General features: G+C 61.0%; 6 protein-coding genes. 3 read left to right on the forward strand and 3 right to left on the reverse strand.

Features of this window, described 5'->3' with window-relative positions; translation table 11 throughout:
- Window positions 1-70: 70 nt before the first annotated feature.
- Window positions 71-2,056, forward strand: a complete 1,986-nt coding sequence (locus ACV22W_RS15505; protein WP_448020253.1) for a site-specific DNA-methyltransferase — start codon at window positions 71-73, stop codon at window positions 2,054-2,056.
- Entirely contained in the window at window positions 2,040-4,814 is a 2,775-nt protein-coding gene (locus ACV22W_RS15510; protein ID WP_448020255.1) for a restriction endonuclease, read from the forward strand. The genes ACV22W_RS15505 and ACV22W_RS15510 overlap by 17 nt, the downstream gene beginning before the upstream one ends.
- 101 nt (window positions 4,815-4,915) lie before the next feature.
- On the opposite strand, the gene ACV22W_RS15515 is transcribed toward ACV22W_RS15510, so the two are convergent.
- Together ACV22W_RS15515 and ACV22W_RS15520 are read right to left on the reverse strand one after the other, a co-directional pair.
- Window positions 4,916-6,934 carry an ATP-binding protein gene (locus ACV22W_RS15515; RefSeq protein ID WP_448020257.1) on the reverse strand — a complete coding sequence of 673 codons (2,019 nt, stop codon included), beginning with the start codon at window positions 6,932-6,934 and terminating at the stop codon, window positions 4,916-4,918.
- Window positions 6,935-7,097: 163 nt separating this feature from the next.
- Window positions 7,098-7,910 (reverse strand): UPF0489 family protein, encoded by an 813-nt coding sequence (locus ACV22W_RS15520; protein ID WP_448020259.1) that lies wholly within the window; start codon window positions 7,908-7,910, stop codon window positions 7,098-7,100.
- Window positions 7,911-8,080: 170 nt separating this feature from the next.
- Here ACV22W_RS15520 and ACV22W_RS15525 point away from each other — a divergent pair, with 170 nt between their 5' ends.
- Window positions 8,081-8,998 (forward strand): hypothetical protein, encoded by a 918-nt coding sequence (locus tag ACV22W_RS15525; protein ID WP_448020261.1) that lies wholly within the window; start codon window positions 8,081-8,083, stop codon window positions 8,996-8,998.
- A gap of 36 nt (window positions 8,999-9,034) precedes the next feature.
- Here the strand turns inward: ACV22W_RS15525 and mobF are convergent, their stop codons facing one another.
- Complete coding sequence (mobF, locus tag ACV22W_RS15530) at window positions 9,035-14,020, reverse strand: MobF family relaxase (protein ID WP_448020262.1); 4,986 nt, start codon at window positions 14,018-14,020, stop codon at window positions 9,035-9,037.
- Window positions 14,021-14,023: the final 3 nt, after the last annotated feature.

Raw genomic sequence — 14,023 nt, forward strand, 5'->3', positions numbered from 1 at the left:
TGTGCCGCAATCCAAGCGACCGCATCTTTTTTGGGGTGCCTCCCATAGCATCCCTGTTGAACAGAAAAACGTGACCGAACCATACTCTCACTATTCGAACGAGATCTCGGACGGGAAAGCGGAACTGCTTTCACAACTCCGAGACCTACTTCCCAGCGCCTTTCTTGATGGGGATCTGGACAAAAACGCCTTGCTGGATGCGCTCGGCCTTGGCGACAAGTCGGCCTCCGCCTTTGCATTCACGTGGCCGGGCATCGAGATAGCTCGAGAGCATGCACGCACCCCGACGACCGCCACCCTTGCGCCCGATGTGGCTGCCTCGGTCAACTGGACGTCCGCAAAGGACGTGCTGATCGAAGGCGATAACCTGCAAGTCCTGAAGCTGCTGAAGAACGGCTATAGCCGTAAGGTTAAGCTCGTCTATATCGACCCGCCCTACAACACCGGCGACACGTTCACCTACAACGACGATTTCGCAGTTCCCGAATCGCAATACCTCCGGGAGACTGGGCAGGTGGACGAGCAAGGGAATGCAATGACCAGCCGGATCGAGACAGGCGGTCGCAAGCATTCCCCATGGTTGACGATGATGTTCCCGCGCTTGGTCCTCGCTCGCCATCTGCTACGCCGTGACGGGGTGATTCTCATCTCCATCGACAACAACGAGGTCCATCATCTGCGCCTGCTGCTCGACGCAACGTTCGGCGCCGAGAACTTCGTGGACATGATGACTTGGCAAGGCGGTCGAAAGGGCGATGCCAAACTGACCGCTGGGGGGCAGGACTACATTCTCGTCTACGCGAGAGATAAGTCGTTTCTCAAGGCCAACGATGTTCGTTGGCGTGAACGCAAAACGGGGCTTGAGGACGTCTATGCCAAGGAGCGCGAACTCCTGGAAAAACACGGTGAAGATTTTGAAGGGGCGAAGGTAGAGCTGCGTGCCTGGTTCGACGCTTTGCCGGAAGGTAATCCAGCAAAGCAGCACTCCCACTATGACCACATTGATGCTGGAGGTGTCTGGACCTCGGACAATAGTTCAAGCCCGAACTACCGCGAAAACCTGGTTTACGATTTCAAAGGCTACCCTCCGCCCGAAAACGGCTGGCGATATGAACTCGCCACAATGGAGAAACTGGATGTCGACGGCAAGCTCCTCTATCCAAAGGGGCGCGCAACGCGTATTCGCATCAAAAAGTATCTCCATGATCAGGAAGAGTGGGCACCCCCCTCCACTTTCTCAAAAGACCGAAGCGGTGCGTCGTCGGCTCTAAACACCTTGATGGGCGGCAAAGTTTTCGACGATCCCAAGAGCGCGGAGGTTCTTGCGCGCCTGTTCCATGCCATCACGGATGACGGCGATCTGATCCTCGACTTCTTCGCGGGTTCGGGCTCGACCGGACAAGCCGTTTGGGAACAGAACCCCAAGGACGGTAAAGTTCGTCACTGGGTACTCGTGCAGGCGCCGGAACTGCCGAACTCGGAAGAAGAGTCAGGGAAAAACGCGCTTGAGGCTGGCTACGAAACCATTTTCGAGATCACGGCCGAACGCCTACGACGCGTCGCTGCGTCGCTTTCAGATGCCGCCAGCGAGGCTGCGCTCGGCTTTCGCGTTTTCCGCGCTCGTCCGACCAACTTGGTCGTCGAAAAGCCGATCGTGGCGACGCCCGATTTGACTGGGCAGATGTATCTCGACCACGTGTTGAACCATGCTGCGGGATCGCCCGTCGCAAAAGGCGCAAAACCCGGAGCGGTCGCCTGGGAAATCGCTCTGAAATCGACGGACACCCGCCTCGACGCGCGCGAGATCGCGCACACGATTGACGGAGTGTCCGTGTACGAGTTCACGCCTGCCAATGGCGAGTCCACCGCTGGCCGTCTTCTCATTTCCCTCGACGCCTTTACGCTGACGACTGCCGACAAACTCGGGCTCACCGACAGCGATACGCTCATCCTACGTGGTGACAAGATCGAAGACTCGGTGACGCTTACCCTTGCCCCGCGTCTGCGGTCGAAACTGATTCTCTTGGAACGGGTGCCGCGTGAAGTTTCGCTTTGATGATCAGCCCCACCAGTCGGCCGCGGTATCCTCTGTCGTTGATCTTTTTGAGGGAGCACTGGTACCACCACGTGAGACGCTGGCTGGACAAGCCCCAGGCGCGGACGGTCATGCAGGCTTTGCGCTCGATCGGCAAATCCTCACCGCAAATCTTGCTGCCGTTAGCAAGCGTGAGTCCGTTAACGAACAGCACGAACTTGCCCTTCTTGCCGAGACCGATCTCCAAGATATTGACCGGGAGTTCCCAAACTTTTCGGTCGAAATGGAGACGGGCACCGGCAAGACGTACGTCTACATATCGACCGCTCTTCGTCTGGCAGAACTCTACGGCCTTCGCAAGTTTGTGATCGTCGTTCATTCCATCGCTATTCGTGCCGGTGTGGTGAAGACGTTCGAGCAAACCGAGGAGCATTTCCGGCTGAAATACCCCGGCGTTCCCTACAAATGGGGCACTCTGGGCGAAAACTCGGCCTTGTCCGATTTCTCGGAGCCATCGGGTACGGTCCAGTTCTTGATCGCGAGCGTTCAAGCGCTGGACAAGCCCGAAACGAACACACTGTACTCGACCGCCGAGCAACCCCAACTGTGGGGTGACTCGTCCAGCGGCGCGCAGCAAATCGCCAGGGCTCGCCCGGTCGTTTTGATCGACGAACCGCAGAACATGGCAACGCCGCTGCGTCGCAAAGCCATCGCCACACTCAACCCGCTGGTGGCGTTGCGTTACAGCGCGACCCATACGGAACCGTTCAACCTGGTGCACCGTCTTGGCCCGAAAGAGGCGGCGGAAGCGGGACTGGTCAAACGTGTGTCGGTCAAAGGGATCGTCGCAGGCGAAAACGGTCAGGCGTATGTGCGAATCACCAAGGTGCGCAGCCAAAAGAGACGGCTGATGGCGGAGGCCATCATCGACCGTGCGTCCAGCAATGGGGCAGAGCGAGTCGACATCGTGTTGTCTCCAGGTACGGACCTGTTCGATGAATCAGGAGAGCTTGCGCAATACCGCGGCATGGTCGTCGAGAGCCTTGAACGGAAGCCAGATCGCGTGATCTTCGAAAACGGTCTGACCATCAAGGTTGATGAGGAAGTCGGCGTTGACAATCTTGCGATTTGGCGAGATCAAGTTCGCCACACGATCCGCCAACATCTAAATCGCCAGTCGCAAATCGACACGATGGGGCACGACGTCAAAGTGTTGTCGCTGTTTTTCGTCCAACATGTGGCGGATTACGTTGGCGAAGAGGCGGTACTTCCGGCGATGTTCGACGAGTTGTACCGTGAGGAATGGGCGCGTTCAGGCAAGCCTGTCGATGAGATGCCGAACCCTAAAGAACTGCGGGTCGCGTACTTCCCGTCCACCAAAACGGGCATCCTCAAGGACACGTCTGGCCGTGCGAGCGACGCTGAGTTTGAGGCTCGCGCCTATCAGGAAATCATTGCTAACAAAGAGTTGATCCTGGATCGGGACAATCCGCGTTCGTTCATCTTCTCACATTCGGCGCTGAAAGAAGGCTGGGACAACCCGAACGTGTTCCAGGTGGGTTTCCTGCGGCACTCGCGTTCCGATCTGGAACGTCGGCAGCAGATTGGCCGCGGGTTGCGGCTACCCGTCAATCAATCGGGAAATCGGGTCATGGACCCGTCGATCAATCGCTTAACCTTGATCGTCGATGAGTCGTTCACCGAGTTCCGGGACAAGCTGAACGAGGAGTACGCAACCGCAGACGGAGGTGGTGGCTCGTCGGGACCATCCGTGGAGAACGCCGACAATGAGATCATCATTCGTCGCCGGCCCGCTCTTTTCAAGAGCCCCGAGTTCGCCGAACTTTGGAACCGTATCCGCTATAAGGCTCGCTATCGGGTCACGGTCGACCCATCCACCTTGGCCCAGGTTGTCGGGGCGTCCAAGCATCTGAACGAGTTGAAGTTTATTCAGCGCCGCGCGAACGTCGTGCAATCGGCGGATTTGGTCTACGACGAGACGGGACGGGTTACGACGGCCGATTCGGCTGTCGCAGAATCGCGAGGGGAGCGCATCCTGATCGCAGGGCAGCGCCTTCCCGACGTGATCCAACTGATCGAGGATCAACTTCAATACGGCAAGTTTCCGCTGCAACTGACTCGACGAACCGTCGGCGACATCGTTCGTGCCATCCCTGACGAACACAAACGTCATGTGCTGGACGACCCCGACCGGTGGGCTCGGATCGTTGCCACCGCCATTCGGATCGAGGCCATCGAGCAGATGGTGAAGAACATCACGTACGAACCAATGGACGAGGCCACGTGGTGGGATGCCGAGGTGGTGTTTCTCGAAGTCGAGTCGAAAAATCCGCCGAAGCCACAGCCAGGGGACGCCGATCCGCAAAGTGGCGTTATCGAAGCCAAGGATGACGACGCGAATCTTTTCGATCACGTCGATTACGACAGTCATGTCGAACGCACGTTTGCAGAGCAGTTATCGAACGACCGGGAGCACATCAAACTCTTTACGAAGCTGCCGCGTCGGTTCAAGGTTAAAACGCCGGTCGGCGAATACTCGCCGGATTGGGCGATCGTGTATGAGGATGGTGGCGTCCAGCGACTCTATCTTGTACGTGAAACCAAGGGAACGCTGAAACTCAACGACCTTGAATGGGACGAGGAGAAACGTATTCAGTTCGCGGGCGAACACTTTGCTATTGCCCCGCGAGGCCCGGTTGATTACACGCACACAACCGACAAGAACGGGCTGATGCTCAAAGGTTCGTCTAGCAGTTGAGCGGTGTGTGTACCTCATCGGCCTCGCGACGTATCCCAAAATCGCTGACTCTGCTCAATGAGGCCGATGCCCAGCGGAAGGCACGCATACGCCGTGTTGGATCAGGCTGACGCAGAGCCTTCCGCGTCAGCCTCAACTTCAACCTCGGCCTCCTTGTTCGCATCGGTCTCTTCCTCTTCAAACACGCCTTCGAGGTATGCCGCGTAGCGCTCTTGCAGGTATTTCAGCGACGCGTCGCGATCGACCTGCACCTCAAGTTTGTCCTGGAAAAACTTCAACCTCGCCCGGTTTTCTTCGATCACCTGTCCCCACGTTTTTGCGTAGATCGACAGGTTACCTTTCGTATGAATCAGGCCGGCGTCGTCCTGCACGCGATGCTCGGTGTACGGCGCAAGCTCGTCGCTGATGACCCAAAAGACCCAGGTTGTGTCCACCTGCTTGAATCGTGGATCGTTCATCACCGAGAACGCATAGCTCTCGATCTGCGTGACCTCCGCCGCCGCTACAGGCACCTTGGGTGCTTTCAGTTCGACGACCAAGTGGGTCAACTTGACGACGTGCCTCTTCGTGGCTTTCGATAGCATCAAGTCCACGATGCCGCGCGTCTGCGAAATGTGCTTGACCGGCGCGTCGATGACGATGTCGGGATCGAGCATCTTCTTGTGAGCGATCAACACCTCGGTCAACGATCGGTCGTCCACCGACAGGCCGAACTCTTCACCGAACAGCCAGCAGTTCTGCGCGATGATCCGGTGCAACTGCGAACGCTCCTTCAACCGCTTTTTGGGTTCCGGATCAAACAGCACCGCTTCCAACCCGGTCAGGAACTTCAACCGGTCGGATACGATCTTCGCAGCGCCGATGATCGCCGGCAAGGTCGTGTCCCGGAGCAGTTGGGCCAGTTCTTCCCTCTGCTTTTTGGGCAGATTCAACACTTCATCCAAGATGACTTGCAAGTCCTCCGGGCTACGCTCGATCGCCTGGCGCAGCATCCGCAGTTGGAACTTTCGATTCTTCGGCTGGCTTGCGCTGAAATCCGGCAGATGGCGAGCGACATTGACCGCCACGATGTCGAACACCTGGCGCTCGACCTTTTCGACCGGAGTCACGGGCTCACCGCTGAACGGGTAAACCTCTTGATCCTTCCACTCTTCCACGACCGTACGTGCCTGCTCGGCTGCGCGCGCGCGGAAATGATCCTTGATGACTTGCTGCGCCTCGCTGATCGCCGCGAGGACGCCCGGCTGCATCTCGGCCAGATCAACGGTGCCTTCTTTCTGTGCCAAATCGAGGTAGGGCGACGCGATGTAGCCGGAAAACTGGAACTGCCCAAGGATGTGGAAGCGGCGATCGACCTGCAACAGCGGAAAGCGCTGCTCGTTGCAAAGGTACAGCGCACGGTTGCCGTTCGTCTTCCACTCGACCACCTCCAAGCGCGCTCGGTGGTGCTTATTGTCGATCACCAGATCAGCGAGGTTGAAGAACTTGCGGCCCGCGATCGCGGAACCAGGATCAATAGCCGTACCGTCGAGCACAATCCTCGCATCTTCGTAATCGGCCAGGTAGAGCGCAAAGACCTCGGTCAGTTCTTGACGCCCGTCTTCGGTCGTGAAGGTGCGAAAATCCTTAATGGGTTCGGCAATGGTCAGCGTCGTACCGGTGGTCGCAGCGCCCTTTACCTCTGTCTCGTCGCTGATGTTGACGTGACGGATGTCGATCGCCGACATGCGAATGGTGTACGTCCAGAGCTTGTCGTCGCGCCGGTAGACGACCTCCCATTCGGCGACCCGGCCGAGGGCGAATGCCTTGAACCGCCCGCGCCCCTCCTGCCCGTGCAGAAACCGGCCCAAGGCGGTCTGCGATTTGGATTTCTTCCACGAGCCGCCGAGCGAAGTAAAGCAGCCTTCCGCGTCTGACCATGGAAGGCCCACGCCGTCGTCTTTCACGACGATCGTGTCGAGCGCGTCGAGGTCGTTGTATTCGAACGATACCTCTACGTTTTTCGCGTCGGCGTCGAAAGAGTTCCAGATAAGTTCGGAGAGGGCTGGAACGGGCTTCGCCCGTGTGATCTTCTCGAGAAAATCCGACTGGACCTCGACCGCGTACTGTTTCGCCGCCATGCCCATTCTCCCGTTCCGTATTGTCGTCGCACCGTTTTGGATCGCAGCATTCTACCGCCGGTCCGGCTCGAAGCCATTTCTATCAGCGTTGCCCGGCAATCGCCATTGCCTTGGCTGGGCGACCTACCCATCGCATGAAGAGTGGAACGGATGCCGACGATGCTCACGCCATCGCGGCTCCGATGTGTTGCTTCATGCCTTCTAGAAGCGTCGCGGCGGAAACGGTGGACCCGTCGTCGCGGCATGACAGCACGTACGTGGACTCCTTCGCGATGGTAACGGCGACTGCGTTCTTCACTAGGCGGTAAAACGTCGCCGTGTCCGCCGGTTCGATCGACGCCTCGGCGTGGAAATAGTCGAGGTCGATGTCGAGGACGTAAGGCTCCGCCTCAACCTCTGGAGCGCCATCGAGCTGCGCTTTAGTGTTGAGGTCGAGCAGTGCGCGATCAAGGTAAACCGATTCGAGCATTTGGGCCGAGTGCTTCGCCTGGCAATCGCTGTGGTCCAACTTCTGGCATTCCACGCTGCAAGCCGCTGCGGTGGCGTAGATCTTAAGGTGGTCCACCCTGCTCGACGTGTGGTTGATCACGAAGGCGCGCGACACGATCCCAGCCTCGATGGCGGTCGTGATGTGCTCGTCGTTCCTCAGCATGAAAATGGCGTTCAGAACGGATTTCTCGTTCTTGTAGTCGAGATTGTCAAGCAAGCTTGGCAACAAGGCGTCCATCAAAGCTTTGCCCGTGGCGCCCAGACCTTCTCCCGCCTCGCGGAAACGGTAGCCCAGGAAAGGCGGGCGCGTGTCGGTGTGGTGGTCGAGCGTCAGGAGCGCTGGTGCCGCCGGCAGGCCACGGCGAACCTCCGCCCATGATTCCAGGACGGCTTGGTGCGACTCGACGACGTAGACATCCTTCCCGCCGATGTTCATTTTGTCGTGAAACATGGTCTTAATGATGGTGGTGCGCGGGAGCGTCAGCATACAACGACGTACGGCCGCTCGGGCTCAACGCGGCTCCGAGTTCCTTGCCACGTCGGCCATTGACGACTTTGCTACTTTGTAGCAAAATGCTATCAAATATCTTCTTTGCTATACAGTGCCTTTCTCGTGCGATAGGCAATGTATACGCATCTGCCAACGTAGGGGGGCATGTGGCTCAAATCAACATACGCGTTCCTGATGAGGGAAAGGCGATAGCGGAAAATGTCGCCGCCAAATCAGGTTTAAGTCTGACGGAATATTTGCGTGCCGTGATCGACTTCATAAGTGAACACGGAGCGCTGCCAGTGGTCATTCAAACTAAGACGGAAGCCATCGATCCGAACGAAATATTTCAAGAAGCAGTGCTGCGGTTTCGCAATGCCTACGGCGGCGTTGTCAATCTGTGCGATATCGTGTTACATCCAGGCGAAATGACACCTCTCGATAAACTGAGGGTGGCGATCGATGACGTCCAGTCCGCAGAGTCCTTTTATTCGTCCCAAGAGCACGCAATCGAACAGGCGCCCTGTCAGTTGGAAAGGATTGCCATTTCGCAAGGCGAGTTCACGATGTTCGCTCGTTGCCGCGAACACTTTCCTCGAGTGGCCGCATTGCTCCGTAACGCCATTCGCATGGTAAATATGAACAATCGGCCCGTCAGCGAGGAGGACCTGGGCGAAATGCGGCAATGTACTGAGGAGGCAGCAAGACACATTAATATCCTCCAAGGCATGATCTCTACGACCACATCCGCGGAAAGCAGCGTGCATTTTTTCCTTCGAGACGTCAGAGAGGCATTGGAGTGCGCGCGCGCTGCTACAAAACCTGGTGAAGCATTCATACTATGCACCGCCTGGCAAAATCGTATGGCGATGAGCATGCGACAGGCGGAAAGGGGGTATCGGCGTTTGGGCGTCGTGCCATGCTTGAAAGAGCTTGATGCGGTTATGAAGGCACTTCGAGCCGCCGGGCACGCGGTCGAAACTTATTTGGAGCGTCCCACCGATTCAATGCGAGGATGCGACGTCCCAATAACGCAAGTTCTTGAGGACGCGCTGCTAGACGCCGAGCAGAAAGCACGAAAATGATGGTAGAGAAACGGGGCCTAACCGCCCCGTCGTCATTTACAGGCTGATGCCTCCGCCCCGTTGCGGCACCTTGGCCCGGGTCCATTGTTGCGCCTTTCTTTTCCCCTCGGCCTGCTGCTTCGCCTCGATCGCCTGCTGCTTGGCCGCCTCCCGCTGCTCGATCATGCCCTGGACCGCGTCCCGACCGGCCGCTGCGCGCTCGGCGGTCTGCGCCTTGTCTTGTACCGCCTTCGCGTCCTGCCGTGCGGCGGTTTCGACGTGGGTGATCAAGCGTTCGGCGGCCTTGGGCGTGGTGAACACCTCGGCCTGGCCGGCCGGCTTCAACGCATCGACCACACGGGCCGGTGCGTCCCGCTCGCCCACGAGCGCGAACACATGCGGGCGCGGGCGCTCAGCCGCGTCTTTCTGCGTCGTCGCGTAAGCATGGCGGAACCGTTTTAGGTTGTCCTCGTCGAGCGTCACGTTCTGTCGGTCGTGCTCGTTGGGGCTTTCGACGGTGGCGGTCGCGCGCAGCACACCGTCCCCGCCGCGGGCCACGGCGTTCAGGTGCAGCGTGGCCGCCATCGGTTCCTCGAGCCGGACGGGCAAGGCGAGCGAGAGGTTTTTGTGGTTGCGCAGCACCATCCGATCGCCCGCGGCCACGGGCATCTCGATGCTGGTCGTGCCGGCCCGCACGCGCACCGCGTGATCGTCGCCGGTGATCTGGCCGGCTTCGCGCTTGGCGTCGCGGATCGCGTCCGTGAGCCGGGCCACGTCGTGCGGCGTGCCGCCCACGGCGCGGCGGTCCTGCTCGGGCGTGTCGCTGGCGACGAACGCGTGCGCCAGCGCCTTCACGGCGTCGTCGGGTTTCTCGTTGATCTGCATCGTGCTGCTCCGGTTGATCGAACGTACGGCGTCGTCCGCGCGCTCGGTGAGTTGATCGCGCTGGCCCAGGTGGTCGGCGTGGGCGCGGGCGGTGGCCCGGAACGACTGGGCGGTGCCGTGAACGTGCAACGTGCCGGCCTTGGCGTTCAGGTCGCGCAACGCTTGCGGGTCGATCAGGTCGCGCGCCGGCTGGCTCGGGTCCGGTTCGGTCTCCGGCTCCGCGCTGCTCGCCATGACCTGCACGAACGGCGTCGGGCCGTCCTGCGCTTTCGCATCGCGCGCGGCTTTCCAAACCGGTACCGCGTGCGCGTGCTCGATCTGGTCGCCGTTGGTGAGCGTGAAGTCTTGCCCGTTCCAGTGGGCCGTGGCCTTGGGGTTGGCCGGGTCGGTGCCGTCCACCGCCGTGATGGTGAGCCGTGCGCTCGGGTCGGTGATGCCGTGGTACAGCGCCGCGCCCCGGCTGCCGAACGTCACCACGTCGCCGGCCGCTAGGTTGAGGTCGGCGGTGGTTGTCGGTGCCTCGGCCGCGTCGCGCTGCCGTTGCACCTCGACGCTGTACGTCTCGCGCTGCGCCTGCTCATGGGTCGCGAAATCGTGCGGGACGGCTTCCCAACCGTTGCGCATGACGGTCTTTGCCTCGCCGGTCTTGCGGTCGGTGATCGCGACCGGCTGCTCGCCGGTGCGCCGCAGTTCGATGGTGTCGCCCGGCGTCACGCCCGCGCGCTCGAGCCCGGGCACAACGTCCACGCCGAACACCTGATGCTCGTGGCCGTCTCGGGTGCGGACGATGGCGTAAGGCGAACGGCTCGTCGGGTCGTTCGGATCGACCAGGCCGGTGCCGGTTTCCAAAAGCACGCCGCGGTAGTACCGATCGCCGTCCTCGTTCTTCGCCACGCGCGCATCGGGCTCGGGCCGGAACGACGGCGGGTTGAAGTCGCCGCCGCGTGCGACCTTGAGCGTCACGTCGTCGCCGGTGATCGAACCGTCCGCGCGCAGTACGGTGCGGATGGCCTCGTTGAGCGCGGGCACGTCGCGAGGATTTACCGCGGCGGTGACGGTCGGCTGCTCCGGGTGTTCGCGCACGCGTGCGGCGTGCTCGCTTGCCATCGCGGCCACCACGTCGGCCCGGCGGTCGTGCGCCGTTGCGTCGGCGGTGAGGCCCATGCCGGTGAGTTGTTCGCGGGCGGTTGCAGCGAGTGCCTGGCGCTTCACGGCGGCCTCGGCCTCGATCTTGGCGTAACGCACCTTCTCGTGGTCGTCGCGCAGGTGCTCGGGCAAGTCGTCGGTCGCGTTGCCCTTCACGGTCAACGTCTCAAGGGCTTTCGGAAAGCCCTCGAAGTCCTCGGTGGTCCCGTAGAACCTCACCATGTCCTTCTCGCGTGTGAACTGGACCAGGATCGAGTCGTTCGTGTCGGTCGGGCTGGCCATCACGAACACCTGCTCCTCGCCTTGGCCTTGTCCGCCATGATTGGTGATCGCCCACGCGTGGTCGAACGCGTTCAAGTCGGCGGTGCTCCACGAGATGCGCCGGCCGTTCTGCTGCCGGCCCTTCGCGTCCTTCACCACGTCGTCCAGAATCGTTGCGTGGATCGTGTGGTGGCCGTTGCCTTGGTCCACGATGCGCTCGATGATCGCGTTCGTGCCGTTGCTCACGCCCAGCGGGGCCAGCCGGGCCGTGCGCTGCACGTCGGGCAAACGGGCTTGCAGATCGGCGAGCGTCAACGTCACCCCGGTCTTGAAATCGGTGACGGTCTCGCCGCGCTTCGCCTTGTTGATGTTGGCGTTCAGGATGCGCAGCGACTTCTTGGCCGCGGCCAGGTCATCGTGGTTGTCGATGAACTGGATACGCTCGCCCACCGCGAAGTTCTTCTGTACCGCGATGCCGGTCTTGCTGGCCTTCGGAACGACGGACAGGGTTACGTCGTTGCCGGTGAGCAGGTTTTGCTCACGCGCCACCTTGCGCATGGCCTCGTTGAGCCCGCGCACGTCCTCGTTGAGCGTTGCGATCACCATGTGGCTCTTGAGCCGCTTGCTCGGGTCGGCCTCCTTGCTCGCCGCCAGGCTCTCGCCCCAGTCCTTCGCGATCCGTTCCTGCACCACGAAGCGCGTCCGGCCGTACTCCCGGTCTTTCTCGGTCACGGATACGTCCACGATGTGATCGTGGGCCTTCATGCGCTTGAACGTTTCCAGGCCGTTGTCGGCGGCGTACAGCATTGCCACGGTCTGGCGGTGCTCCGCGGATTTCTGGCGCTGCACGTCGGTCATCTCGATCTTGCCCACGGCGTCGATCGAGACGCGGTACGACTCGCCCGCACTCGGCGATTGCAACTGGCGCGGGTCGCCGGTGGCGATGATCTTGCCGCCCGCGGCGGCGACGTGTTGTTCGAGACGTTGCCGGTCGATGGTGCCGACCATACCGGCCTCGTCAAGGATCACCAGGCTTTTAGCGTTCAGTTTGAGCGTACCTGCGTCGAGCCGGGCAAGGATCGACGCGAGCGCCCGGGCTTCCATGCCATCGACCTCGGACTCGAGTTTCTTGCTGGCTTTCCAGCCGCCGGAAACGCCGATCACCTCGTAACCCTGCGAGCGGTATGCGTCCACGAACGCTTGCGCGGTGAAGGTTTTCCCGGTGCCGGCGCGGCCGACCAGGTTTGCCACGCCACCGGTGTGCAGGGTGGCGTACTCGATGTTGCGCCGCTGCTCGTCGGTCAAGCGTGCGATGCCGGCCTTGCGTTGCGCGATGCCCAGCGCCTTCTCGGCGAGCGCCCGGTCGCCCGGCGTGAGAGCCTTCGCCAGGTTGTCCTCGGCCTCGGCGACCTTCGCCAGACCGGCCTTCAACTTCTCCGGCGACATGGTGGCTTGAAACTCGGCGGTCTTGCGCTGCTCATAGTCCGCGAGCGCCTGCCGCACGACCTCCGGCGAGAGGTTGTGGGCGGTGTTCGCACGCAGTTGCAGGTCGATGTCGCGCAGGCTGCGCTCCTTCTGGATCATCCACGTGCTCGTGTACATGATCTGGCCGCGATGGTTCGCCGGTTTCTGCACGAACCCGTTGCGCTGCATGAACCCGTCCACCATGCCGTCGAGTTTGTGCAGGTCGCCCGCGAACGCCGGGCCGGCCTCGGCCGCGATCAGCGCCATGATGTCGCGCCGGCTCACGTTCGCGTTGGTCTTGTGCAGTTTCTGCAGCAAGGTGTGGTCGTCGCGCATCACCAGGTCGTGCTGCAGCTGCTGCTTCAACTGGTCGTTGGTCGGCAGTAGGCCGTCCGCGCGCAGCGGGGCGAGCGATTGGCGCCACATGGCGTCGAGTTCGGCGAACGTCGGCTCGTCCTTGTCCTTGCGGGTGGCGAGCGCGGCCTGCTGGTTCGATACGTTGTGTTCGGCCGCGTATTTCAGCAGTTCGATGCGGCGGCTGGACTCCGCGTCCTCGGCCGCTTGCGTGATACCGTCGATCTTGTAGTAGACGTTTTCGGTCTCGCGCTTGTTGTGCAGGTGGACCTCGACCTCTTGGCGGATCGCAAAACCGCGTTGTTGCAGTTCGTGCGCGAGCGTGCCTTTGTACACCGCGTCCATCACGAACCGGTGCTGCGCCAGGTCGGCGGTGTTCAGCGTGCGCGTCTTGCCGTCCTCGGCGCGCGTGATGTTCAGCAACAACAGGTGCTCGTGCACCTGTGGGTCCAGATTTCGATTTGTGAAATGGGTGAACCCGGCGGCGAAGAGTTCGGTGCATTTCTGCCGATCCCGGCCCTGCGCGCCCGTGCGCACCTCCAGGTTTTCCTTCAAATACTCCAATCCTTTATCGACCGCGGCCCGGTGCGCGGCGAGCAGGTCGGCCCGCTCGGCGTCGTTGGCCTGCGCCCAAACGATCGAGAACGTTTTGTCCGGGCTGAACGTGAGGTCGTAGCCGATCACGTGGTCCGCACCGGCCTGCTGCACCAGCGACGTGCCGTCCGGCGCTCGGCCGGCGGCGAGTTTGTCGAGCGCCGAAAAATCGACCTTGCCGGCCAAGCCCAGCGACTCCGGGCCGCCGCCGACCCATCGCGTCGGGCTCTCCATCTCGCCGTCGGCGTTGCGGTAATACTCCGTGTTTTTCAGGTACTGCATGACGTTCTGGCCTTTCGGACCGACGCCGGCTTTGTTCAGGGGGGTGAAACCGATCATGGT

The sequence above is a fragment of the Burkholderia sp. AW49-1 genome (genome assembly GCF_053427845.1).

Bases quoted from the DNA above. Each gene is read 5' to 3' on its own strand.
- ACV22W_RS15515 (WP_448020257.1), bottom strand. From the start codon at position 6,934: ATGGCGGCGAAACAGTACGCGGTCGAGGTCCAGTCGGATTTTCTCGAG.
- ACV22W_RS15520 (WP_448020259.1), bottom strand. From the start codon at position 7,910: ATGCTGACGCTCCCGCGCACCACCATCATTAAGACCATGTTTCACGAC.
- mobF (WP_448020262.1), bottom strand. From the start codon at position 14,020: ATGATCGGTTTCACCCCCCTGAACAAAGCCGGCGTCGGTCCGAAAGGC.